The organism is Cyclobacterium sediminis (assembly GCF_054781075.1).
In genome coordinates this window covers 229,116-255,878 of sequence record NZ_BAAGVC010000003.1, presented here as the reverse complement: position 1 = coordinate 255,878, position 26,763 = coordinate 229,116, and the positions used below count along the sequence as shown (strand labels likewise).

The window sequence follows — 26,763 nt, the reverse complement described above, 5'->3', positions numbered from 1 at the left end:
TGAATTATGAAAAAATTAAATGTTGGAATTATTGGTTACGGTTGGGTAGCCACAGCACACATTGCTGCAATTAATGCAGGGGAATTTGCACAGGTTTCTGCTATTTTTTCTTCCAGGAAACATGATGATGGTGAATTAAGCAAGACATGGGGAACGGACATTAAGTCTTATACGGATCTTGATGAAATGCTTAAAGATAGTAGTATAGACGCCGTTTCTATCTGTAGCTATACCTACCAACATACGGAACATGCATTGGCTGCAGCAAAGGCGGGCAAGCACATCATATTAGAAAAACCAATGGCTTTATCCTGGGAAGATTGCCAGGAAATTGAAAAAGCTGTGAAAGCTGCAGATGTCAAGTTCTGTATCTGTTTTGAATGCAGATGGTCCAACCAATTTATTTCCACAAAAGAAGTAGTAGACCAGGGATTGATTGGAGACATTCATTATGGTGAAATTGATTACTTACATGGCATAGGCCCTTGGTATGGACAATTTGAATGGAATGCTAAGAAGACTGGCGGAGGTAGCTCATTGCTCACAGCAGGCTGCCACGCTTTGGATTCCCTATTGATGTTTATGGGTTCTGATGTTGCTGAGGTCACCAGTTACGATACCAAAACCAAAAGTGAGATTTTTGAGCCTTATGAATATACCACTACAAGTGTTACTATTTTGAAGTTTGAAAGTGGGAAAATTGCCAAATGTGCAGCAAGTGTAGATTGTTTGCAGCCTTATTATTTTCATACGCACTTGTTCGGAAGTGAAGGTTCAATTTTGGACAATAAATTCCATTCAAACAAATTGAAATCTGATAAAACGAAGTGGAGCGAATTGTCCATGAAAATGTTGGACTCAGGTGATGTGGCAGACCATCCGTATCAATTACAGTTTGATACTTTTTTCAAATCCATAAATGAAGGGACTGACATGCCTTTGACAGGATTAAAAGAGGCCATGAAAACCCATGAAATTATTTTTGCCGCTGACAAGTCTGCCGCAACAGGGAAAAGTGTAAAGCTTTAATTGATGAATAAAATAGCTATGGCAATTGCAGCGCATCCAGACGATATTGAGTTCATGATGGCTGGTACATTGGTATTGTTAAAGAACGCGGGATATGAAATTCATTACATGAATTTATCTTCTGGCAACTGTGGTAGCACCGAAACAGACGCGACAACTACAGCCCAAATAAGATTGCTTGAAGCACAAAATTCCGCAAAAATTTTGGGTGCAGTGTTTCATCCGCCAATATGTGATGATTTTGAAATTTTGTATGAGGTCGAAACACTGAAAGAATTGACAGGAATTATTCGAAAAGTCAAGCCAAGTATTGTCCTTACCCATTCACCAATAGACTATATGGAGGACCATATGAATGCTTGCCGTTTGGCGGTAACCGCCGCATTTGTGAGAGGAGTGCCCAATTTTAAGGCTTCATTTCCTGCCGCTTCCAATTACAATTGCGCCGTATACCACTCCCTTCCTCATGGTCTATTGGATCCTTTTGGAGCCAAAGTTTGGCCAGGAATATTTATTGACACCACTTCTGTTCAAGCCATTAAAAGGGAGGCCCTGGACGCACATAAAAGTCAAAAAAACTGGTTGGAAGACAGTCAGAAAATGGACTCTTATATAGCTGCAATGGAGGATTTTTCTGTAGAAATAGGATCAATGTCTGAATCCTTTGCTCATGCTGAAGGATGGAGAAGAAGGACTCATTTTGGATTTTCGGAATCCGAATTTGATCCGCTTAAAAGTCTAGGTGATGCTTATTTGCCTTGTAAACAACCTATTAAAGTAAACAATTAAACTAGCTAATTAAAGATATGAGAAAGATAAGTTCAATAGCACCCAATTGGTGGGATTATACCACTTTGGATTTGGGTAGCAAAATTACAGACCAAATTGCAAATATGACTCCGGCCGATATGATAAAATTATCTCGGCCAGGTTTTAAAGTAGTCTTTTATGATACCATTGAGGAGTTTTATTTGGCTGAAGCCTTGGAATACATTACTACTTGGCAAAGAGCCACAGCTGATAATCCCGTTGGGCTTTGTGGGCCTATAGGGCCAACGGAACAATTGCCACTTGTGGCTAGACTGGTCAATGAATTGCAGATTTCCCTAAAACATGCCCATTTCTGGTCTATGGACGAATGGGTGATTGATGGAAAAGAGGTTTCTGCTGATCATTCCTTGTCCTTCAAAAAGGCATTTAATGACCTTTGTTATAGTAGGATAGACAAAAACTTAGCCATGCCAGAGGAGAACATCCATTTTCCCCAAGCTGATACGGCCAAATTTATAGAAAGTTGGAAACATGCCAAGTGCCTTATCATGCAAGGAGGACAGGGCGATGTCAAGCATTGGGCATTTAATGAACCTCCAAAAAGAGAAGGGGCTTATAAAGACAATCCACAATCGGTGGAAGAATATAAAAACCTTCCGACAAGGGTTTTGGATTTGCACCCAATCACCATTCAGCAAAATTCAAGGTTGCATTGTGGGGGAAATGTGCCTTTAATTCCAACTCAAGCTGTAACTGTTGGCCCTAAAGAAACTTGGGAAACAGATCAAGTGTCCATTTGGCATGCTGGGGCCCATGACAATCCTTTCGGCCAAAGATTAACCACATACATGATATCCAATAAAATACCAGATACTTCTGTGCCTATGTCTGTTTTGGCTGATCATCCCAATGTGCAATTTAATTTCTATGCACCGGGTTTAGGAACCTGCTCTGTAGAAATGCACTAAAGAGATTTACATTCTATTAGGTTGGAAAATTAAAATTGGTATTTAAAATAAACAATAAATGATATTATTGACAACTTCGAAAAACCCCAATCATGTGGCTCGTTACCTTTTCCTTTTGGTTAGCTTGCTTTATTTAGAAGCATGTTCTAGTAAAGGTGATTTTTCATTGGACGAAGGGGATAGAATTGCTATAGTGGGAAATTCATTGGCTGAGCGGTTTCAACATGATGGGTGGTTGGAAACTTATCTTCAAACAGCTAATCCGAGTAAAAAATTGGTTTTCAGGAATCTGGGTTATTCTGGAGATCAGGTACACTATAGGCCTCGCGCCCATGAAGGTTTTGGGGATAGCGATAGTCATTTGTCAAAGGTAAAAGCGAATGTGATTTTCTCATTTTTCGGATACAATGAATCCTTTGATAACCAACCTGATACTTTTAAGAACCAGCTTTCTCTATGGATCGATCATGTGCGCAAACAGAAATATGATTCGATAAACGTACCCAAAGTGGTGCTGTTTTCACCAATTGCTCATGAAGACTTGGGTTCTCCCAATTTCCCTGATGGTTCTGAAAACAATCCCCGCTTACAGGCCTATACCCAAGCAATGGCAGAAGTAGCGGAGGAGAAAGGGGTTTTCTTTGTGGATTTGTTTGCTGCCACAAATCAAATGTATGCATCCAACGAAGAACCTTTGACGATAAATGGTATTCATTTAAATGAAAAAGGTAACCATGAAGTGGGGAAATTCATAACTGAAACCCTAGAGGGTAGTACAAGTGAAGATAAAGTAGCATTGGACTCCATTAGGACAACAGTAAAAGACAAAAACTTGTATTGGTTTCACCGCTATCGGGCCATTAGTGGTAATGATGTTTGGGGCACACGCTCCATACAAGATGGAAATTATAAAACATTGCAAAGAGAGTTGGAAATGCTTGATGTAATGGCAGCCAACAGAGATGAGAAAATATGGGCAAGAGCCAATGGTGAAGATTTGGAAGTAGATGACAGCAATCTTCCGTCTCCAGTGATGGTGGGGACACATATTGTTCGAGATTTAACCTATATAGACCCTGAAGAAGCCATTGAAAGAATGACGGTGCCTGATGATTTAGAAGTAAATCTTTTTGCGGCAGAAGATGAATTTCCTGAAATCATTAACCCAGTAGCCCTGCAAGTGGATACCAAAGGCAATATTTGGGTAGCCTCCTGGTCTACCTATCCAAAATGGGAGCCGGGTAGAGAGATGAGCGACCGGTTGGCTTATCTTAGTGATGAAGATGGTGATGGCAAGGCAGATAAGGTGACTACTTTCGCTTATGTACCGCACCCGACGGGTTTTGAGTTTTGGAATGGAGGTGTAATTGTCATTTCTGCTCCGGATGTATGGTTTCTTAAGGACACCGATGGCGATGGTGTGGCAGATTATAAAGAAAGGCTTTTTGGTGGGCTTGGTTCTGATGATTCCCACCATACAGCAAACAACTTGATCTATGCACCCGATGGAAACATCTACTACCAAAGGGGAATTTTCATTCTTGAAAATATAGAAACGCCATACAGGAAAAGTGAAGAATCTGGAAGTCCTGGACTTTACCGTTTTAACCCCAGAACATCGGATTTCTCCTTCATGGTAGAAAATACGCCTAATGCCCATGGGATCAGCATTGATAAGTGGGGAAACCCACTCATTACGGATGGAACAACCGGTAAAGCTTTTCAGGTTTATTACAAAAGAACCGTGACCTCAACAACCGACACCAATGAATTTGATAAAAGGCCGTTGTTCAAGCAAACCATCCGCCCTATTACTTCCAATCAGATTTTGTCAAGTCAGCATTTTCCGGAGAAATACGATAATAATTTCTTGATATACAATGTAATAGGCTTTCAAGGAATCAAGCGCTACCAGTTGGAATACAAAGATTTGGGGGTTGTAGAAGGTGTGGAGGCAGGAGATTTGGTGTTCACAGGTAATGATCCAACTTTCCGTCCTTCTTCCGAAGCTACACCTAGAGTGGTTCCTGAAGGCTATACAGGAGACCCGAATTTCCGTCCTTCCGATGGGGTTATTGGAAAGGATGGGGCGCTATACTTTGGAGATTGGCACAATGCTGTCATCACTCATTCTCCTTATAATCTCAGGGACATAAATAGAGATCAGGCACATGGGCGGATTTATAGAATTACGGCGAAAAATAGACCCTTACAGGAGCCTGTAGCAATTTATGGGGAGCCAATCGAAAAGCTATTAGAATTATTTAAAAGCCCTGTGGATGGTATAAGGCATTCCGTAAGAGTTGAATTAAGTGGAAGAAATACCCAAGAAGTCATTGAAAAGGCGCAGCAATATGCCAAAACCCTAGATCCCCAAAGTAAAGAAGATGCCCTTCCTATGTTGGAGCTCTTGTGGCTTCACCAACAGCACAATGTGGTCAATAATGAATTGCTTAAAACAGTATTGAGATCTCCCGAAGAAAAAGCAAGGATTGCGGCCCAAAAAGTTGCTTGGTTTTGGAGCGATAGAGATTCTCATAGACAGGGAGGGACTACAGCAAATATTTCAGGTATGCAGTTTAGAACATTCTATGAGAAGTTCTGGGAAAATGCAAATGCTACTGATGTGGAAGCTGATCAGGAGGAAATGAAAGACCATGCCAATATGACAACTGCCAAGGAAGAAAATTCAAGTGAAAAACGCAAGTTGGCCTTAGTAAAAGAACCCATTGCCGAGCTAACCATTGTCGCCGAATTGCTGGCATTCGATGTTTCAGAGTTTACTGTGAAGGCAGGCCAACAGGTTGCGCTAACTGTAGACAATCAAGATTTAATGGAGCACAATATAATCATAGTAGAACCAGGGGCGGCTGATGAAATTGCCTCAATGGCCATTGCCTTAGGAGATGATGGGCCGGCCAAACAATACCTCCCAGAAAGTCCTAAAATAGTGGCAGCATCCAAGCTATTGAAAGGCAAATCTTCTGAAACATTGAAGTTTAAAGCACCAACAAAGCCAGGTGATTATCAATTTGTATGTACTTTTCCAGGACATGCGCCTGTGATGAGGGGCATCATGAGAGTATTGCCATAAACCATTGTTTTAAACTATTCCTTAAATTATTCTAAGGCATTAATTCCAAAAAGAAAAAATATACAATGGTAAACCGAAGAATTAGCATAGGTATAATAGGGCTTTCTGTGCACAGTGCTGATTTTACTGAGATTTGGAATGGGAAGAACTCCAGTTTAAATGGTCAAGTTGTGTCGATTTACCACCCTAAAGGTAACCCCGATGTTGAATTCCCCGAAAAACAGCTTCAAAATTTCGCTGAGAGGATTGAAAAGCAAGGAGTGTCCACGGTTAATTCAATAGAGGAAGTCATTGAAAGATCAGATGCTGTCATGCTGTTAACCAATGATGGAAGACCACATTTAGCACAAGTTCTCCCTATTTTAAAAGCTGGTAAGCCAGTTTATATTGACAAGCCCTTGGCTGAAAATTTGGAAAACGTCATGAAGATTTTTCATGAAGCTAAAAAATATGGCGTGAAAATATTTAGCTCTTCAGCACTGCGCTATGGAACCCAAAATGCCTCTATTAAGGAAGGGAGATATGTGGGAGAATTACTGGGAGCTCAGACCTTCGGCCCTGCTCCACTCCAAAAATCCCACGTCGATATGTACTGGGATGGTATTCATGGAATAGAATCGCTTTACAGTGTAATGGGGACCGGTTGTCAAACGGTCTCAAGGACTTCAAGCAACGGAACTGACCTTGTAGTAGGGAAATGGCCAGGGGAAAAGTTAGGTTACTTCCGGGGAATCCGAAAAGGAAAAGTTGGTTTCGGAGGGACAGTATTTGGTACAGACGGAATTAAATCAATTGGAAAATTTGAAGGTTATCAGAGGTTGGTTAGGGCCATAGATGACTTCATTACTACCGGTAAACTTCCGGTAGCCCCAGAGGAAACCATGGAAATTTATGCTTTCATGGAAGCGGCAGATGAAAGTAAAAGACAGGGTGGAAAGCCCATAAACATCAGTGAAACAATTAATAGAGTGAAAATTTAATTCAATCAAACGAAATAACCTTAGTAAATAAAAATAGTATGAAATTAAGTAGAATCAACAGGCTTTTTAACGAGAAATCTGGTAAATGTTTTGATGTGGCCATAGACCATGGCTTTTTCAGTGAATATACATTTTTGAGTGGGATAGAGAATATTTCAGAATCCGTCAAAGTTTTGATTGAGGCAGATCCTGATGCGATCCAATTGACGGTTGGTCAGGCGCATCATTTGCAGTCAGTTCCAGGAAAAAAGAAGCCTGCATTGGTCCTTAGGACAGATGTTGCCAATGTCTATGGCCTTGAATTACAAAAGGTTTTGTACAGCAGAATGATAGAAGAACCGGTTTTGCAAGCTGTAAAATTGGATGCGGCATGTGTGGTAGTCAACCTTTTTAATATCCCTGGAGCTCCTGAAGTTACAGATCATTGCATCCAGAATATCCTTAAACTAAAACCAATGTGTGATTATTATGGGATGCCACTTATGATAGAGCCTTTGGTTTTTCAGCCCAATAATAAAGCAGGTGGATACATGGTAGATGGCAATATTAAATTGATTACCCCCATGGTAAGACAGGCAGCTGAACTGGGAGCCGATTTAATCAAAGCAGATCCAACAGATTATGTGGAGGAATACCATAAAGTAATCGAGGTTGCCGGAGATGTGCCCGTTTTGGTAAGAGGTGGTGGCCGAGCTAGTGATGAGGAAATATTGGAAAGGACCTATCGATTAATGAAACAAGGGGCCAAAGGGATTGTTTACGGTAGAAATGTAGTGCAGCATGTAAATCCCGGCGGGATGACACGGGCCCTTATGGCCATTGTTCACGAAGATGCTACTCCTCAAGAAGTTGCTGGTTTTTTGAAGTCAAATTAAATAGATGAAAACTGTAAATGTAGGCATAATTGGAGGAGGCTTGATGGGTAGGGAGGTTGCAAGTGCACTTGGAAGGTGGTTTGTTCTCAATGATTACCCATTAAAAGTTGTTTTAAAGGCCGTTTGTGACATTAACGAAAAAGCATTGGAATGGTATGAACAGATACCGACCATCGATTTGCTAACCACCGATTACCAAGAATTGTTGGATGCTTCAAATGTGGATGTGGTCTATGTAGCCCTTCCACATCACCTGCACTTGGAGTATTACCTCAAGGTTTTGGAAGCAGGAAAGGATTTGTTTGCCGAAAAGCCATTTGGGATAGATCTAGAAGCTGCTGAGGTTATCAGAAATAAGATTGATGAAACGGGCTGTTTCGTTCGGTGCAGTTCAGAAATGCCTTTTTTTCCGGGTGGGCAGCGGGTAATAAAAGAAATATTGTCCGGAAGACTAGGTGAGATTATTGAAGTTAACGCTGGGTTTTACCACGCCAGTGACTTGGATCCACTTAAGCCAATAAACTGGAAACGCCAGTCTCAATATTGTGGTGAAATAGGTGTGATGGGCGATTTGGGAATGCATGTGATGCATATTCCTTTGAGAATGGGTTGGAAACCCACTAGGGTTTATGCCCAGCTTCAAAAGATCGTGAACAAAAGACCGGACGGGAAAGGGGGCTGGAGTGTTTGCGACACTTGGAACAATGCCCATCTTTCCTCTACAATTTCTATTAAAGGTGTAGAAGTGCCCATGATGTTGGAAATGAAAAGGTTGGCGCCTGGAGAAACAAACTCCTGGCACCTAGAAGTGCTAGGTACAGAAGGTGGTGTCAGGTACAGTACCAAAGATACCAAAGTGCTATGGACTTTCAACCGAGAGAAAGAGCAAGTTTGGCAACGGGTAGACCTGGGTTTTCAAGTGCCTTTTCCTACCATTACCGGAGGGATTTTTGAGCCTGGCTTTCCTGACTGTTTCATGCAAATGTTGGCAGCCTATTTTGCCGAAAGGGAAGGATTTCTAGATGGGAAATTGGGATGTGTAACACCTGAAGAAGCAATCATGAGTCATCAGGTTTTTGCGGCTGCATTAAAATCCCATGAAAATAAAGTAGCAGTTGTTATTTCTTAAACTTAGTAAGGTGAAAAAACAAAATTGTGATTGTAAACATTTCTATTATGCGGGCATTGATCTACTAAAATGATGATAGAAGGCAATAGGATTGGTATACTGGCTGGGGGAAATTGGATTTTGGATTTCATCAAAATGATTGATGTTTATCCAAATGAAAACGCCTTGGCTAACATTCTCAGTCAAAATACCGGCAATGGAGGTGCTCCTTTTAACGTGTTGAAGGCCATACGTAAAATGGAGTTTTCAATCCCCCTTGAAGGTGTTGGTGTGTTGGGTGATGACGAATATGGGGATGATATTTTGGGCCAATGTGAAAGCCTTGGACTTGAAACGAGACAAATAAAGCGCTTAAAAGGGGAGGATACTTCCTTTACCGATGTAATGACTGTTTCCTCAACCGGAAAACGAACTTTCTTTCACCACCGTGGAGCAAATGCCTTACTGGAAGAAAAACATTTTGATTTTGAGGTGTCCAATGCAAAATTTTTCCACTTGGGGTACTTGTTGTTGCTGGATAATTTAGATAAAATCCATTCGGATGGACTTTCCGGAGCGGCTAAAGTACTTAAGAAGGCGAAGGAAGCAGGAATGATTACATCTGCTGACATTGTTAGTGAACAATCGGATAGATATACAGAGGTAATACCACCTTCACTTCCTTATATTGATTGTCTTTTTATTAATGAACTTGAAGCACATAACCTTACAGGAATTCAACTAATGGATGGAGAAGGTAAATTTTTAATACCCAATGGTTTTAATGGAGCAAAAAAAATCCTAGACATGGGTGTTTTGAGTTGGGTAATAATCCATTTTCCTTATGGGGCCTTAGCCATGAATAAAGCAGGAGTTAAGCTTCTTCATCCGTGCGTAGAAATGCCTAAAGCCTTGGTGAAAGGAACAGTAGGTGCCGGAGATGCTTTTGCTGCAGGCGTATTAGCCGGGATGAATGAAGGCTGGGAGATGAAAGCTTCCCTTCAATTGGGGGTCACTGCCGCAGCTACAAGTCTTATGGATAATACTGCTACTGAAGCCATTTTGCCATGGCGAGAATGCCTTCAGTTTGGCGATAAATACGGTTATAAAAAATTGTAAATTTATTTAATAATGTAAAAATTGAAATCCCTATGGAAGAAGGAACTATTGATAATCAAGTAGAAAGAGGAGATGAAGTCAGGTCCAGGCTGCCTCTTTCCAAACGTTTAGGCTTTTGGAGCAATACCTTTATCCTATGGGGATTGGTGCTTACGGTTACCAGTTTGCTAGTGGGAGGCCTGGTAGGCACTCAGCTGGCATTCAAGGATGCAGTAATTGTAATAGCCATGGCAGGCCTTTTCAATAGTCTGGTAGCTATTCTTATTGGAATAATTGGAGCCAGAACAGGCTTCACTAGCGCAATGATTTTTAGGTATTCTTATGGAAATAAAGGGGTATTGCTTCCCAATTTTATTATTGCCATCACCACCGTAATATGGTTTGCAGTGATATTAAACCTTACAAGGGATTCTTTTGTCAGTATAATTGGCGTAAGCAGTGAGAATTCGGTGCTCTTCTATGGAATTACGCTATTAATGGCCATTTTATTCCTTCTTCCTGCTTACAAAACTATGAAATGGATCGCCTATGTGAATTATATGGCTGTACCTGCCATCGTGTTTATATTAATAGTTACAGTTTGGGGAGCCTTAGATGCAGGGGGAGGCTTAATGGCAATTATTGAAAAATCTCCCACAGCCACTGCTTCTTCATTGATTGTTTTTACCGCCGCTGCCGGGGGTTGGTTACATGCGAATACAGTAATTTCTGATTTTACCAGGTTCTATAAAAATGGAAAGCAGGCAGCCATAGGGTTGTTTTTGACCTATGGGATAATGATGGTTTTTCAATATATCGGTGCTACGCTGGGAGCACTTGCAACAGGAGAATGGAATATTTTTCTGATAATGGATGAATTTGGATTGTTAGAGATTTCATTTCTTGCAATTTTCCTTGGATCATGGTCCACCGCCATGGCTGCAATTTATTTCGGTGCCAATATGATGTCTGCTCCCCCTATGCCAAAGTATAAAACAGAAGAGAAAAATAGAAAGCTGGTGTTGCTAATATCATGGTGTATAGCTTTATTTTTTGCCTGGTATGGTCCTGATCAGATATTCAACTTCTTCCTTCAGTTTTTATCCTGGGTGCTAGGCCCCATCGCCATGACAGTAATCATTGATTATTGGCTTTTCCCCGAGAAAAGAAAGATCTATGAAAATCCTGAAGGGAATCCGGATATGGTCATCAACCCTGCAGCTTTTTTGGCTTGGATTGTAGGATTTTTGGTGGGCTATTTTAGTCAGGAGTTTTTCATTTCATTAATCAATGGAATGGTTACAACGGGAATAATTTATTATGCATGGATGCGTCTTGCCCTGAATCAAGGTCTTACACCTGAAACTCAATTAAAAAAATGGTTTTCCTGAAATAGCTAGGTAGGAATATCAATGGGAACCGGTTTACTAGAATTATATACAAGTCATAAACTTACATTTGTAAGGGACTGGCTTTGATGAAGAAGTTGCTATTTCATCTTTAATGTTAATGTAATCCAGTACTTAAGGTCGCGTTTTATAATTGAATGCTTAATAGGTTGTCTCATGTATTTCGGATTAAATAAATCATCCATGAAAAGGTTACTTGTTTATTTTATTATAGGATTTTTGTTGGGTCTTTCTGATTATTCTTTATCTTATCCACAAATGGGGTTAGACTATATGATTTCCAATAAATTGGGATCAAGCAGCACTGATCAAAAATCGAAAATAATTAATTTAGGCAATTCTGTTTCACTTGAGGTGGTATATATTCCAGAAGGTGAATTTCTAATGGGAAGCACACCGGAAGAAAAGGCCTGGGCCACAGGTCCTGAAGGAGGAGCAACTGCAGGTACAGAGCGAGAATCATATGAGGGGGGACATCCTCGACCCATGGAAGTGAAAAATCCATTCTGGATGGGCAGGACAGAAGTTTCAGTAGGCCAATTTCGGCAATTTATAAAAGAAAGTGGATACATTACTGATGCAGAAAAAGAGGGAGGCATGACTCAGGTATTTGATCCGGAGTGGAAAATATCAGGTTTAGCACCACCTCATCCATGGATTAAAGCAGGAGATAAAAGTTGGAGAGATCCAAATTTTGGATTTCCACTAAGGGAGGACTATCCGGTAGTCTGTGTGAGTTGGAATGATGCAAATGCTTTTGGAGAATGGTTGACAGAAAAGGAAAGAGCAGCTGGCAGACTTCCTGTGGGAATGGAATAACGGCTGCCCACTGAGGCAGAATGGGCCTATGCTTGTCGTGGGGGAATTGAAGAGAGTACTTATTATTGGTGGGGGAATGAGCTCAGAGATGGTGAGGGACGTTTAAATATTTCAAGTGTGGATTTTTTACCGGAGAAGAAATAAGACATGGCCTTTGGCTAAAGTGCCATGGAGTGATGGTTTTTCTTTCCTGTCTTCGGTAGATCATTTTGGTGAGAAAGGAAGAAATGGATTTGGCTTGGCAGACATGTTAGGAAATGTTTGGGAAATTGTCTTAGATCACTTTGATCCAAAAGGTGGGCATGAAGAGTTCTATTCCGTTCACCAAAATTATAAACCCGTTTGTCGTGGAGGTAATTATTACGATGTACCGGATAACGCCAGGTCTGCTGTTGGGCTAGGGCTTCAAAATAGGCGTTATTCAGACTCTAGAAATGGTTTTCGAATTTGTCTGGGTAAGATAATCGAACAATAAAATCCCATGGGATAATTTCTCAGGTTTTACTTTGTACAATAAACCATAAAGTGAAATAATTATTACTAGGCTATTTCTGACACCTTCACGGTTCTCTTAAATTGAGTTGGAGTCATGGATTTAAATTTTTTAAACTGCCTATTAAAATTAGCCAGGTTGTTGAACCCACTTTTATAAGCCACTTCCAAAATACTATGATTTTGTTCCATTAGCAATTTGCAGGCATGACCAACTCGAATTGAGTTTAAATACTCAACAAATGTAATCCGATATTGATCCTTAAAAAAAATGCAAAATGTGGAAACTGCCATGTTGGCAATAGATGCCACTTCGGCCAGGCTAATATCTCGATTAAAATTGTTTAGAATATAGTTTTTAATTTTTGAAACCATGTCTGTATCAGGTGGATCCAATTGAGCTACATATACCGGGCTAGCCAGTAATTCATACTCATCTGTATGTGCGAGGATATCAAATATAGATAGCAAATTAGATAACCTTTGGATCCCATTCATATTGATCATTTCTATGATCAGAGGATTGATTAACTCCTTTGTTGCGCCATGAAAGGACATTCCTTGTCTTGATAGCTTTTGAAAGTTTCTAAAAGGTTCCATTTCAGGAAGATTGAGAAATTCACCACCCAGAAAATCTTCTTTGAATTGGATGACAAGTGCATCGGCCTCTTCATTTGCCTGTCCGTTAACATAGATTGGATCATTTGACCACACATGAGGTAAATAGGGGCCGACTAAAACCAAATCTCCTGTTTGAAATTCACCGATATGGTCTCCCACCATTCTTTTTCCGGTACTTTTTAAAACCAACACCAATTCGTATTCGGGGTGATAATGCCATGGGCAAGGAATATATTGTCCTTTCTCTCTAAAAACGATAAAGGATTTGTCAAGATCCTGGGGTAATCTGATTTCTTTGCATTTCATGGTTAAGTGGTTATAGTATTAGGCTTTAATTTATAAAAATACAGTTGAATAAAAAAGGGCCATTGGAGGGAAAGGTTAATATCTCGTTTGATATAATTTTAATTCGTTCCTGATGTTAAATTCAAAATAATTGAGACCGGATAATTGACTGATAATGGTCCAAAGTAAAAGCATCCAAATAATGGTTTTTGAAAATAAATCTGTTCAATAATGAATACTTTATTTTTAGGATTGTCCTTGCCTGATGTAATAGGTGATTGGGTGAATTTTTTGTAGATAGGTTGCTTAGGTTTAGCTCATTTTCATGTCTTCCTGTTTGTTTACAAAAGCTTCGTTGTAGCAAAAGCCTTGATTGCAAAGCCACCAAAAAGAATACTCAAGTTATAAAATCAATCATGCACACCTTTTCATTATATGCCAAAAAGAGCACCTGAACTATGAGTCATTTCCACTTCACACCATAAACAGATGAATTCACGAATAATTAACTGCCATTCACGAATTCTAATTCGCGATTTATTCATTTAACAATACATTTGATTACAGTTATAAAGCGCCTAAACAATAGACTTTGAATGGGTTACGATGGTATTTGTTGTGGGCGGCGCTGTGTTACAATTTAATATAAAAAATGCAAACCCCATACTCAACAAAACTAACTAAATATGAAAAAGTTAAAAATCCTAACCTTTTTGCTACTGATTAGTAGTGTAGCAATAATTGAAAAAGCGAATGCTCAAACAGATAAAGATGGTACATTTTACACCCTGGCAGTAGATCCAACTTTTGGAGGCAAGGGTGTGATAGGTGCAACAGTCCCTCCCGTAGCCTTATATGTAGAACGAGGCATAGCCAACTACATGAGTTTTGGTGTAGCAGTTGGGGCAGATTTAAGAAAGCCGACCTTTACGGATGAAACTTGGATGGCTTTGGGCTTAACCCTAAGAGCTGTGGGCTATGCCTTTCAGGCAGTGGAAGAGTTTTCTGGTGAGGACATTAGTGTTGCAGGATTGGAACCCTATTTTGGCTTTACTTTTGGACAATACTGGCCAACTATTGGTCACAGTTATATAAACTATTTGAGTCATACCAAACTTGGAATTGTAATGGGAACAAGGTGGTACCCGGGTGATAAGAAGAATTTTGGGATCATGGCCGAATTTAGCTCTGCAGGAAATACCGGATGGGGTTCCGGAATCAATCTGGGGGTGACTTTCAGTCGATGATGAGGATTACCAAATTGAAATTATTATCTGCCCTACCATAGCGAGTTGTCTTGGTAGGGCTTAAACCTTGTATAGAATAGGTTTTTTTAGTTATTTTTTTTTTGTCTTGGGTTCACATAAATTTAAATTAATTGCCCTTACCTCTTATAAAAATGCTAGGTTAGTGATTAGCGAAGGGCTGATCGCAATAAAAATAGCTCTCTAATGGAATAAACCATTTTCCATCATCTTGCAGAAATAGGATTAAGATGAGTAGCCTGTTCGATTTTTTTCGAATGTGATAATCGAAAGTTGGAAGGAATAATTTTTATTGGTAACCCTAATTGATATTGGCAGGTTATTCACCCATTTATTCACCGTTTACTTGGTGGTTTGGGTAAGTAAAATAGGGGCTGCTTTGATTTTCAATAAAGCGCTATTATTGGTGTTGTTCTTTTTTCATCAAATGTGATGTTAGGGTTTATTTTTATAAGGTATTCATTGAAAATTGGATCAAGTAAAATGTTGAAAAATTTATTAAACCTAAATAATACTTAATTTGAAAATAGGTAAAATTATGGTGTAAATTTTAATTCATATAGGATTTGTAAAATGCTAATTATATGTTTGACTTATTTAAGAAATTAGGCAATTAAAGTTAAGGTTTTCAAGAAGAGGGATTTTACCCTTATTAGGGTTTTAGTAGTCGTTTCAGAATTCATTTTTAACAAAAAGTGAGGAGAGCTTATGGTAATTTTGGATTTTTCTTGTTTTTACTGGTACGATTAATTTTTTACTAAGAATAATTTAATTTTATCTTGTTTAGATTAATGAAGAATTATTTTTTAATGAAATTAATAAAAAAAAGAGGGTTTTATTTATGTATAAAATATTTGACTTCTTTGCCATTCATAAAAATTATAAAAACTTATTTTTTTAGTTTTGTCAGTATTATAAATTTTTATGATAACTTTTAATCGTGTTTTGAAAGAAATACCAGTTAATTTTTGAAATATGGTATAAAAATTAACGGAAAAATAACCTGCTTACTCTTCCTTTTTCCTTAGGCCTTCTCCGTGATGTTTGACTCGGAAAGATTTAATGGAATTCACAAACCAAAATTTAATGTTATGATAAAAATTCTTACCAAATTTAAAAAGCAAATTGATGCTTTTTCAAAAACTAATTTCCAGCCGGGCAAGGTTAAATTGCATGGGTTGGCTTTTAGTCTGATTGCGATGTTTGGACTCACTTTTATAGGTGTTTCAAACGCTCAGGCACAGAATGAGATCACCGTTACCGGTGTTGTAATGGACGCCGCTTCAAATGAAACATTACCTGGTGTAAATATTCTTTTGAAAGGTAGCGGTATCGGTACCATAACGGATATTGATGGTAGTTATACCATAAATGTACCCAATAGTGAAGCCGTTTTGGTGTATTCATTTATTGGTTTCTTGAACCAAGAAATTACCGTGGGAAACCAAACCACGATTGATGTTCGATTGGCCTCTAGTGCAACAGACTTAAACGAGGTTGTAGTAGTAGGTTATGGTACGCAGAAGAAAAGTGACCTTACAGGTGCCGTAACCCGCGTGGATGCAGCCACTTTTAAGAACCAACCATTGACTCAGGTTTCTGATATGTTGGCAGGAACAGTTGCCGGTTTTTATGGTAACCAAGGAACCTCCGCTTCCGGAGGTACTTCTTTAGAGGTTAGGGGGCCTACCTCTCTAACAGGGGGAACATCTCCATTGATCGTTGTTGATGGGGTGATCTTCTACGGTAGCCTTTCAGATATCAACCCAAATGATATCGAGTCAATTGATATCTTAAAAGATGCGAGTTCTGCTGCAGTTTTTGGATCTAAGGCAGCTTCAGGTGTAGTTATGATCACGACCATTAAAGGTAAATCCGGTGCTCCATCCATTAATTTCTCAGCCAAAACAGGAGTCAATACCTTTACAAACAAAGATTTCGGACCTAGAAATGCTGCACAATATGAGGAATTCAGAAGAGACTTCTTTAGAACTTTGGGTGTTGCTGATCGCCCTGATTATTACTGGGATGATCCTGCTAGTCTTTCAGATGGGGTTTCACTTGATCAATGGAGAAGTGCCAATGCAAATTCGAACTCTGACAACACGTTGGAATACTTGAACAGGCTTAATTTCTTCGATACTGAAATTGAACAATATTTAGCAGGAAACACCACCGATTGGTTGAATGAAGCCACCCGCAATGGCATCCGCCAAGATTATGACTTGAGTATCAGTGGAGGAAATGAAAATTTTCAATATTACTGGTCTTTAGGGTATGTAGACAATCAAAACTATCGGGTAGGGGATGACTTTAGCTCCATCAGATCCAGGCTAAACTTGGACTTTAAGGTAACCGATTGGTTAAATGTGGGTACGAACACGCAATTTTCCAATACAGACAATAGTTCAGTCCCAGCAAGTATGAACTTTAGTCGAATCAGTCCTTATAGTACGGTATATGATGAGGATGGTAGCCTAAGTTGGTATCCTCATGGCTATCCAATAATTCCAAACCCTTTGATCAATTCTACTTATCAAGAAAGATTAAATAAGACGACTGGGATTTTTGCATCCTTGTATGCCAATGTCAAATTGCCATTTGGTATTCAATATAAATTGTCTTACCAGCCAAGATTTAATTTCCAGAAAAACTATAACTTCTGGGGACCGGAAACACTTGAGGGTGGAAGAGACAGGTTAGATGGTTATGGTACCAGAACAGATTATTCCTTGAATGCCTGGATGATAGATAATATCTTAACTTGGAACAAAGAATTTGGAGAACATAATTTCAATGTGACCTTGCTTTATAATGCAGAGCAAACCAAAACTTTCAATTCTTATGGTGAAAACCAAACCTTTCAACCAAATCAGGCTTTAGGCTATAATGGTCTTCAGTTTGGCTCAAGACCTTTGGTAAATAACAATGATACTGAAGCCGGAGGAAATGCCTATATGGCAAGATTAAATTACACCTATAAAGACCGGTATTTGTTAACGACCTCCGTAAGAAGAGACGGTTACTCTGCCTTTGGAGCAGACAACAATGTGGCAACTTTCCCAGCCCTTGCATTAGGATGGATAGTTTCTGAAGAGCCATTCTTTCCTCAAAATACCGCCATCAGCCTATTGAAGCTTAGAGGTTCTTGGGGAGTTAACGGTAACAGAGACATAGGAATCTACTCTTCTTTGGCTCAAATTGGAACCAACTTGTACTATGATGGTACCAGCGTTCAACTTGGATTGTACAACAATACCTTGGCCAACCAAGGCTTACGATGGGAAAAAACGGAGTCTTATAACATCGGTTTGGATCTAGGCTTGTTAGAAAATAGAATTGATATTTCTGCAGAATTCTATGACATGACAACAACTGACTTGTTGATGAACAGGCAATTGCCTGAAATCACCGGTTTCTCTAGTATCACTGCCAACTTGGGTGAATTGAGAAATAAAGGTTTGGATATTACCATCAATACAGTTAATGTAAACCGGCCTAATATATTATGGAAATCCAACTTTGTTTTCTCATTGAACAGAAACAAAATTGTTAGACTGTTTGGTGATACTGAAGAGGTAATTATCGGTGGTGAAACTGTCACTAGAGAGGTTCCTGATTACACCAATCAATGGTTTCCTGGCCAGGCCATCGATGTGGTATGGGATTATAATGTACAAGGAGTTTGGCAATTGGATGAGGCCGATGAAGCAGCCGTTTACAATATGCAACCGGGTGATTATAAATCAGAAGATGTAAATGAAGATGGCGTTTATGATGCTTTGGTAGACAAGCAATTTATTGGGTACACCAGACCTCGGTATCGATTGGGTTTAAGAAATGATTTTACTTTCCTAAAGGATTTTACAGCCACCATTTTCTTAAGAGCTGATTTAGGTCATCAAAGGGAATTTACTTATGCAACGCATGAGTCTTCTACCTATGATCGAATCAATATCATGAACATTCCTTACTGGACTCCAACAAACGGAGAGACTGAATACGCGCGTACCTCTGAGGTTCATGGAGCTTATGGAGGAGGACTAAGAGTGTTTAAGCCTACAGGTTTTTTAAGGGTTCAGGATGTTTCTTTGTCCTATAACCTCCCTTCTTATATCGCAGAAAAGTTGCAAACAAAAGGTATAAGAGTGTTTGTATCTGCAAGAAACTTAGCGACGTTTACGAATTGGCCTGGATATGATCCTGAATCAGGAAATACCCCGATGCCAAAATCGTTTTCTGCAGGTATCAACCTTTCGCTTTAATGTTTAGTACCAAAAAGATTTAAATATTATGAAATATATAAAACAATATTTGTTCCTTTTTCTGGTAGGTTTACTAGCATTTTCCTGCTCAGAAGACTTATTAGAACAAAAACCAAAATCCTTTTTTGCACCCGAAAATGTTTTTATTGATCCATCAGGGTATGAAGCTGGGTTGGTGACCATGAGAAAAGCCCTTACAGAGGGTGTTACTGGTAGTCGTAGACATTATATGGTAGGTGAGTGGTCTTCTTCTGAAGCCGGAACGCCAACCTTTCAAATGGATTGGTTTCAAACTACACCTTTCTTTGACAGGTATTATACCTTCGTTCCACTTTTTTCTGAGTCTTTTGAATTTATCAAGAACGCCAATGTTGTGATTGGTAGAATTGATGATATCGAATGGGAAGATGAATCCACAAGAAATGCCATCTTGGCTGAAGGTTTATGGCACAGGGCCTTCTGGTATTATTGGTTGATCAACTCATACGGTGATGTTCCATTTGTAGGAGAAGAAGTAAGGGGTGTAAGGTTAGATTACCAGACACATAGCCGTTGGGCCATACTTGATAAAATTCAGGCGGATTTGGAATATGCTGTGCAATGGCTACCTGAGACAGCGGTCCCAGGCGCGATTACAAAAGGTGCCGGCAACCATTTGTTGACCAAGGTGTATCTTGCCAATTTGGAATTTGATAAAGCCATAGCATCTTCTTCAGCTGTAATCAATGGTAATTATGCTTTGGTTGAAGATAGATTTGGTTCTGAAGCCGATATTGCTGAGAAAAATGTGATCTGGGATCTTCACCGTCCTGAAAACAAAAATATTGGCGCAAATACAGAAACCATTTTAGCAATGGTGGATAGATTTGAAGCTCCTGCTGGTGCACAAACCGCCGGTTTGTATACCATGAGACATTTCCATGCCTCTTGGTGGCATTCTTCCATTCGTGATAGTCAAGGTTTAAGAGGTACTTTTGATAGTGGTCCAAGATATGATTCACTAGGAAGAGGCAACCCCGATATGATCTCTACTCCTTACGGATTTTATGAAATTTGGGAAGAAAATGGTTTTGATTATACCAATACTCCCGACCTCAGAAGAAGTGATGTCAACTGGGTCGATAAGCATGAATTGGTATATACCAATCCTGAATCTGTAGATTTTGGGAAGCCGATTAATCCCATGTACATGACTGCTCCACAGGATTCTGTTTATAAGCATTTCCCACTTATATTTTATAAAACCTATGCGCCACAACAATCTCCTACAGCTGTGCCTATGGGAGGAAACGGTGACTGGTATATTTATAGACTTGCTGAAACTTACTTGCTACGTGCAGAAGCTTACTATTGGAAAAACCAATTGGATGCTGCTGCTGCTGATATCAATGAAGTGAGAACAAGAGCCAATGCATTGCCAATTGATGCTTCTGATGTGACCATTGAATACATTTTTGATGAAAGAGCTCGTGAGCTTTTCTTGGAAACTCCACGTCATTCAGAATTGGTTCGGGTTTCTTATATCATGGCTTCTCAGAACATTGGAGGCTATAGCCTTGAGTCTTTTGCAGACAACAACTGGTGGTATGATAGAATTATGGAGAAAAACATCATGTATTCCATTAAGCCAATTGTGATTGGAAACACTCCTGCTATTGCACCTTTCCATGTGCTTTGGCCTATTGATAATAATGTAATCACAGCAAATACCTTAGGGACCATTAACCAAAATGAAGGTTATGTGGGTGCTGAAAACAACGTTGCTCCTTTGCAGGTTGTTGAATAATTAATTAATCCCTCTGTTTACCCAAACAGAGGGATTTTTTTCTTAAATTTTGATAAGTAATTGCCCTTTTGGTTCATGATGAAATTACTTGAAAATCAATTAATTTCTAGAATTTTAACAGGATAGGATTAGCCAAGTGAACTCAGGACTCAGTCTGTGCAAATCTAAGTTTAAGGGTAAATCTTATATTTACTATAAATGCCAATTTATATTGCAGTAGTTAAACTGAACGACATTTTCCTACTTTTTTTGCTTAAATAATAAAATTATAACTGCTTAATAATACTGAAATAGCTGTTTTTTTAATTTATATTCATTGACCATCAAATACGATTGTTACTAGTAATCAATAAGTCATGAAACATCTATCCCCAAAGTCCTCTTGCTTCATTTTTTTTGGAATAGCAATATTGCTATTTAATTACCCTTCTTACTCACAAAAATATTCCGGAACCTGGAAAGCAGGCGTAAAGAAAGTTGAAATCACTCCTGAAGGTTCCATCTGGATGGGTGGCTATGCTGCTAGAAAGAAACCTTCAGAGGGTGTCAGACATTCGGTATATGCCAAAGCCCTTGCCATCGAAGATCCTAATGGTAATCTTGCTGTTGTGGTGACCGCTGATTTGTTGGCTTTTAGGAAATTTTTATCTGATAAAATTAGAGATCAACTGAAAGCTAAATATGGTCTCACAAGAGAACAAATAATTCTCAACAGTTCGCATACACATACCGGACCGGAGACGGATCATCCAAGGTTTCAATTCCAACTGAGTAAAAAAGAACACAATAAAATTCAAAATTTTGCTGATCGAGTAGAGAGAGAAATTGTGGAACTGGTAGGACAGGCTTTAACTTCGCTTGAACCGGTTACCTTGTCTTCTGAAAATGGATTGACCCGATTTCAGGTCAACAGAAGAAATAACAAAGAAGCCCAAATAAATGCCCAAACTGAATTAAAAGGCCCCAACGATTATGCGGTGCCGGTGATTAAAGTAGAAGACCCTAAGGGGAATCTAAAGGCAATTCTTTTTGGCTATGCCTGCCATCCAACGGTTTTGTCGGATTATCAGATTTCCGGAGATTATGCAGGTTTTGCCCAGATTGAACTTGAGAAGCTTTATCCCGGGACTACAGCCTTGTTCTTCCAGGGAGCAGGAGCCGATCAAAATCCTTTGCCGAGAAGATCAGTTCCATTGGCTCAGCAGTATGGTAAAGAGCTGGCAGCAGCTGTAGAACGCGTTTTAAATGAAGACATGAATGTTTTGGAAGGAACACTATCAACGGCCTATTCAGAAATTGACCTGACCTTTGCTAAGGCTGTTCCCACCAAATCGGAACTGGAGGATATCATCAGTGGGGTAATTCCAGGTTATCCGGATTACTTAAAAGAATATGCGAAAATCTGGATATCTAGACTGGACAAAGGTGAAAAAATCAAAGACTCCTATCCTTACCCGGTTCAAGCATGGAAAATAGGCAATCAAGCAATTTTTGCTTTAGGAGGGGAGCTTCTTGTTGGGTATTCCCTGGAACTTAAAAAGATTTTTGGCCCGGATATAATTGTGATGGGCTATTCGAATGATGTGATGGGGTATATTCCCACAAAAATAGTGCTCTCAGAAGGTGGATACGAAGCAAACAGGTCTCCACTTTTCACCACCCAATGGGCAGCTTCAATTGAAGACAATATCCTTTCAGAAGCCACCAGACTTGCTGAAAGTATAGGCATTAAAACTGTTGAATATCCCCTAATAGCACCATGAGAAATAATACAGAAAATATAAATGGCCTTAAGTACCTTTCTATTTTGGTACTGTTAGTTGGCCTCATTTTTTACGCTTCTCATTTGTCGGCCCAGAATGCTTCGGCGCATTGGAAAGCCAATGTGGTAAAAGTAGACATTACCCCAAAAGTCCCTATGTGGATGGCCGGCTTTGCTTCCAGAACTGGGCCTTCTGATGGTACTATTCACCCGATATGGTCTAAAGCCCTTGTTATTCAGGATAAAGACAAGAATACTGCGGTCTTGATTACCAATGATCTATCCGGGATGCCCGGAGACATGAGCGGGCGAATCAAAGAGAAAATTAAAGCTCGGTATGCTCTACCTGAGAATGCTGTCCTGATGAATTTTTCCCATTCTCATTCCGGCCCTGTGCTCAAAGATTACTTGTACCATGTATATCCTTTGAGTGAAGGTGAAATTGAAAAGGTAAATACCTACTCGGATTGGCTAGAGGAGCAAATTGTCGATTTAGTGGGTAAAGCCTTGGAAGGATTAGTCCCTGCAAAGATCTCCTCGGAAAATGGAGTTACCAGGTTTCAGGTAAATCGAAGGAACAATAAAGAAGCGGAATTGGAGACCACTACCGCCGTCAATGGCCCCAATGATTATGCTGTACCGGTAATGAAAGTGACCGATTTGGAGGACAATATCATGGCCATTGTTTTTGGCTATGCCTGTCATGCTACCGTATTATCCGTCACGCAATGGTCCGGAGACTATCCGGGATTTGCACAAATAGCATTGGAAAAAATGTATCCCGGTGCTACGGCCATGTTTTTCCAAGGAGCCGGAGCCAACCAAAACCCATTGCCCAGACGGACGATTCCATTGGCACAAAAGTACGGTAAGGAATTGGCAGCGGCAGTAGAAAGCGTTTTAAATGAGGACATGAAACCCTTAGCTGCACAGTTAAAAACGGCTTATTCGGAAATAGCCCTGGATTTAAATGAGCCACCCTCTAATGAAGTCTTGGAGAAAATGATAAAGGAAAGCAGTGGGCATTACCAGCGCTGGGCTGTGATGATGCATGAAAAAGTTAAAAACAATACCGTTGAGCTTTCCTATCCTTACCCCATTCAAATTTGGAAATTGGGAGACCAATTGATGGTGGCACTGGGAGGTGAACCGGTTGTTGACTATGCTGTCAAGCTGAAAACCCAATATGGGAATGATTTATTTGTGCTCGGTTATTCAAATGATGTGATGGCTTATATTCCCTCAAGAACGGTACTTGAAGAAGGAGGCTATGAAGGAGCAACATCTCAAATAGCTTTTGGTCATCCGGGTACTTGGAAACCTACGCTTGAAACAAAAATATTCAAACGAATCAACCGGATGATGGCCGGGTTTTAAACACTGAATTCAATTCAAAGCAATTTCAAAGCCTAAACATGGTCAATAAAACAGCGAATAGAAGGGATTTTATAAAGCAGAGTACGCTTTTGGGCTTAGGTATGTATTTAAGCCCATTTACCCTCTCTTCAACGCCGCATAAATCGTTTGATTACCCGGATACTGAGCAGTTATTGGATTGGTCAGATTGGGAGAAGTACAGACATTCAGTCAGTCACCCTTGCCTTACAATTAAAGAAAACAACCTAGCGGCTGCTAAAGAAAATATAAAAGACCAAGAATGGGCCAAGGTTCATTTCGGCAGGATTCACGGTATTATAAAGAGTCATATTGATAAGATTACCCCTGAATTTCTTAATAGCATGGTGGAGGAAACGACCCCGGGGGATCCGCTTTGGACACCTTGCCCATCATGTAGGGACAAAGGCTTGCCTGTACACCCGCATGGACTGTGGAGTTGGGAGGTAGAAAAACCGGAAGAAATCCAATGTACTGAATGTCATGCAGTGTTCCCGAACAGTGACTATCCGGAAGAAATTGTTTTAACGACCAAATGGGGGAAATCCCAAAAGATTTCCTACTGTGGTGGAGATCCTTTTGTGATCTTTAGGTATAAAGAGGGCAGGCCTAGTTTTACAGCCAATATCAGATCCAGAAAAGTACAGTGGATAGCCGGATTTTGTAAGACTTTGGCAGAGGGTTATTTACTTACAGGAAATGTATCCTATGCTGCCAAATGTAGACAAATCCTCCTTAGGTTGGCCCAATGCTATCCGGAGTGGCTAATACATGTAGGCTATGGTGAATATGCAGACATGGATCCCAAAAAAGCAGCGCTCAATATGATGAACTTGCCTGAACCGGAATTGTGCCCACCTCCAAATGTGCCTGACAATGCCCTATGGACCGGTTTTTGGAGTGCAGGCAGGGCCAGTGGCGTTGGATTGGAATCTGATTTTGTGAAAAAAATTGTGACAGCATATGACCTCACCTGTGAAGCAAGAAAGTCTGATGGTACACCACTTTATAATGCACAAGACAAACATACGATAGAAAAAGACCTGCTTCTTGAAAGTACAATTTTGCTGGTTTGTGACAAGAAGTTAAACAATAAATCTGTTAGTAACCGAACGGCCGTAGCTCTGGTTGGGATGTGTGTAGGGCATCCGGGTTTGGTAAGGTTCGGTTTAGAAGGCTTTAACATGACCGTTGATGGTTGGTACTTGGCTGATGGTACCACCAGTGAATCCCCTTTTTATGGCTTGATGACCTTGGGAGGGATTTGGGACATGGCCCAAGCAGGACAAGGCTATTCAGACCCCGAGGGATATAAGGATAAGTCGGGTCAACGGATAGACGATTTAGACCTTTATCATGAAACCAATTACAAGCTGGTTTGGGAGGCCTTTTTCAAAGGCTTGCAAGGAGACCTAAAATATCCACCCTATGCTGACTCTTTTGAAAATACCACACTGGATGTGGCTTACGTAGAGTTAATGGTCGCCAATTATCCGGAGAAAAAGGAATACCTCGCCTTGTTAAAAGAACTTTGTGGGAATGAACTTATTTTGCATAGTGGATCACCTGTATTTAACAGCGAATTTACAGACAGTGAGGTAGAACCGGTATTGCGACTTCCTTATGACCTTACCAAACCCAATGGCGCTTTGTCATTCTCTATGTATTACAGGAATCCGGGGCTTAAGAATAAAAAAGAGGGGGTTTTAACATTCCCGGACTGGTGTCCTCCAAATTTACAAATAGGTCACCTAAGAACAGGGGAAGATGGAAGAGAAAGTTTATTGCTTTTGAGTGCCAGCCCTTGGGGAACCCATCATGAAAATGATAGTCTTAACCTGTACTATTGGAAAAAAGACACTGCTTTACTTTCAGATTTGGGATACCTATGGGATCACCCCCAGAAGCCCAATAATATCAGGGCCCTGGCGCACAATACGGTGCTCTTGGATGAGCAAAATCAAATAAAAAAAGGCAGGGGCGGTGAGGTTCTTGTATTCAAAACATTTCCTAATGTCAAGGTAATGGAAATGGCATCTACGGCTTATTCCCAGGCTTTGGTTTACAAGCGAACTTCTGTATTGGTAGATCATGGGAATGGGAATAGCTATGTGGTCGATTTCTTTAGGGTACAAGGGGGTGAAATTCAGGATTATGTTTTTCATGCATCCAGTAATGAGCTCACAATAAACGGTCTCTCTCCGGTGGCCAATGCCGGATTGGCACTCTATGATTTTGAGAACATCAAAACAAGTGATGGCAATGGAACCTGGAACAGCGAATGGAAAAATGAAAATGGACTTACGACCCGTGCCTGGTCGCTTGGGCAGGAGGGGGAAGAGATGTTTGTGGGCGATGGCTGGGGACAAAAGGATTGGAAAAATGCTGACATTGGTGCTACTTTACCCTATTTTGTAAGGCGGAAAAGAGGAGACAGGCTCCAGACTTTTGTTTCGGTATTTGAGGGTTTTGAAGAGGGTAAGTCGACAGTGAAAAGTGTGTCCCTTTTGGACAAAACAGGAGTTGTGATGGTAGAGACCCCTTTTGGAAGAGATTATATCATGTCCATGCATAATAAAGGAGAAATGAGCATAAAGCATATGGAGGGCAAGGAGAAAATTAGTGGTCATTTTGCTGCTGCGTCCGTCCGTAATGGTCAAATGATCTGGAAGGAAGTGCTGTCCTGATAAGGCTTTGGATTTGCTAAAAAATTAAGACTTAGTGATAACACTTGCGGCATG

Annotated in this window: 17 protein-coding genes and 1 pseudogene; 17 read left to right on the top strand and 1 reads right to left on the bottom strand. The window is 40.0% G+C overall.

The genetic code is table 11. From position 1 onward, the window contains the following. Window positions 1-6: 6 nt before the first annotated feature. The 11 genes and pseudogenes from ACYVHJ_RS03410 (at window position 7) to ACYVHJ_RS03360 (ending at window position 12,626) form a co-directional block, all read left to right on the top strand. The gene (locus ACYVHJ_RS03410) at window positions 7-1,029 is read left to right on the top strand and encodes a Gfo/Idh/MocA family protein (protein WP_460512571.1); all 1,023 of its coding nucleotides are present in this window, start codon (window positions 7-9) and stop codon (window positions 1,027-1,029) included. Window positions 1,030-1,032: 3 nt separating this feature from the next. Beyond that, window positions 1,033-1,818, top strand: coding sequence for a PIG-L deacetylase family protein (locus ACYVHJ_RS03405; RefSeq protein WP_460512569.1), 786 nt, complete (start codon window positions 1,033-1,035; stop codon window positions 1,816-1,818). A gap of 17 nt (window positions 1,819-1,835) precedes the next feature. Next, the gene (locus tag ACYVHJ_RS03400) at window positions 1,836-2,768 is read left to right on the top strand and encodes a sugar phosphate isomerase family (RefSeq protein ID WP_460512567.1); all 933 of its coding nucleotides are present in this window, start codon (window positions 1,836-1,838) and stop codon (window positions 2,766-2,768) included. A 58-nt stretch (window positions 2,769-2,826) separates the two neighbouring features. Further along, on the top strand, window positions 2,827-5,862 hold the full coding sequence (locus ACYVHJ_RS03395; RefSeq protein WP_460512565.1) for a PVC-type heme-binding CxxCH protein: 3,036 nt from the start codon (window positions 2,827-2,829) through the stop codon (window positions 5,860-5,862). 65 nt (window positions 5,863-5,927) lie between these two features. Continuing rightward, window positions 5,928-6,842, top strand: a complete 915-nt coding sequence (locus tag ACYVHJ_RS03390) for a Gfo/Idh/MocA family protein (protein ID WP_460512562.1) — start codon at window positions 5,928-5,930, stop codon at window positions 6,840-6,842. Between the two features lie 38 nt (window positions 6,843-6,880). After that, on the top strand, window positions 6,881-7,717 hold the full coding sequence (locus ACYVHJ_RS03385) for a class I fructose-bisphosphate aldolase (RefSeq protein ID WP_460512560.1): 837 nt from the start codon (window positions 6,881-6,883) through the stop codon (window positions 7,715-7,717). Window positions 7,718-7,721: 4 nt separating this feature from the next. Continuing rightward, window positions 7,722-8,846: a Gfo/Idh/MocA family protein gene (locus ACYVHJ_RS03380; protein WP_460512558.1), complete on the top strand. Its 1,125-nt coding sequence runs from the start codon at window positions 7,722-7,724 to the stop codon at window positions 8,844-8,846. A gap of 69 nt (window positions 8,847-8,915) precedes the next feature. Next, on the top strand, window positions 8,916-9,944 hold the full coding sequence (locus ACYVHJ_RS03375; protein ID WP_460512556.1) for a carbohydrate kinase family protein: 1,029 nt from the start codon (window positions 8,916-8,918) through the stop codon (window positions 9,942-9,944). Window positions 9,945-9,976: 32 nt separating this feature from the next. Beyond that, window positions 9,977-11,314: a purine-cytosine permease family protein gene (locus ACYVHJ_RS03370; protein ID WP_460512554.1), complete on the top strand. Its 1,338-nt coding sequence runs from the start codon at window positions 9,977-9,979 to the stop codon at window positions 11,312-11,314. 174 nt (window positions 11,315-11,488) lie between these two features. Then, window positions 11,489-12,295: pseudogene (locus ACYVHJ_RS03365) on the top strand (formylglycine-generating enzyme family protein). Further along, a complete protein-coding gene (locus tag ACYVHJ_RS03360) occupies window positions 12,267-12,626 on the top strand; it encodes an SUMF1/EgtB/PvdO family nonheme iron enzyme (protein ID WP_460512552.1) in 360 nt (119 codons plus the stop codon). The pseudogene ACYVHJ_RS03365 and the gene ACYVHJ_RS03360 overlap by 29 nt, the downstream one beginning before the upstream one ends. A 65-nt stretch (window positions 12,627-12,691) precedes the next feature. On the opposite strand, the gene ACYVHJ_RS03355 is transcribed toward ACYVHJ_RS03360, so the two are convergent. Continuing rightward, the gene (locus ACYVHJ_RS03355; RefSeq protein ID WP_460512549.1) at window positions 12,692-13,570 is read right to left on the bottom strand and encodes an AraC family transcriptional regulator; all 879 of its coding nucleotides are present in this window, start codon (window positions 13,568-13,570) and stop codon (window positions 12,692-12,694) included. Window positions 13,571-14,235: 665 nt separating this feature from the next. On the opposite strand from ACYVHJ_RS03355, the gene ACYVHJ_RS03350 reads away from it, so the two are divergent. From ACYVHJ_RS03350 to ACYVHJ_RS03325, 6 genes are all read left to right on the top strand, one after another. Continuing rightward, window positions 14,236-14,796, top strand: coding sequence for a hypothetical protein (locus ACYVHJ_RS03350; RefSeq protein ID WP_460512547.1), 561 nt, complete (start codon window positions 14,236-14,238; stop codon window positions 14,794-14,796). Between the two features lie 1,109 nt (window positions 14,797-15,905). Beyond that, window positions 15,906-19,079 (top strand): SusC/RagA family TonB-linked outer membrane protein, encoded by a 3,174-nt coding sequence (locus ACYVHJ_RS03345; RefSeq protein WP_460512545.1) that lies wholly within the window; start codon window positions 15,906-15,908, stop codon window positions 19,077-19,079. Between the two features lie 28 nt (window positions 19,080-19,107). Beyond that, window positions 19,108-20,865: a RagB/SusD family nutrient uptake outer membrane protein gene (locus ACYVHJ_RS03340; RefSeq protein WP_339902787.1), complete on the top strand. Its 1,758-nt coding sequence runs from the start codon at window positions 19,108-19,110 to the stop codon at window positions 20,863-20,865. 356 nt (window positions 20,866-21,221) lie between these two features. Next, window positions 21,222-22,628 (top strand): neutral/alkaline non-lysosomal ceramidase N-terminal domain-containing protein, encoded by a 1,407-nt coding sequence (locus tag ACYVHJ_RS03335; RefSeq protein WP_460512542.1) that lies wholly within the window; start codon window positions 21,222-21,224, stop codon window positions 22,626-22,628. Next, window positions 22,625-24,004 (top strand): neutral/alkaline non-lysosomal ceramidase N-terminal domain-containing protein, encoded by a 1,380-nt coding sequence (locus tag ACYVHJ_RS03330; RefSeq protein WP_460512540.1) that lies wholly within the window; start codon window positions 22,625-22,627, stop codon window positions 24,002-24,004. Before ACYVHJ_RS03335 ends, ACYVHJ_RS03330 begins: the two co-directional genes overlap by 4 nt. 38 nt (window positions 24,005-24,042) lie before the next feature. Next, the gene (locus tag ACYVHJ_RS03325) at window positions 24,043-26,709 is read left to right on the top strand and encodes a hypothetical protein (RefSeq protein ID WP_460512537.1); all 2,667 of its coding nucleotides are present in this window, start codon (window positions 24,043-24,045) and stop codon (window positions 26,707-26,709) included. The last annotated feature ends 54 nt before the right edge of the window (window positions 26,710-26,763 follow it).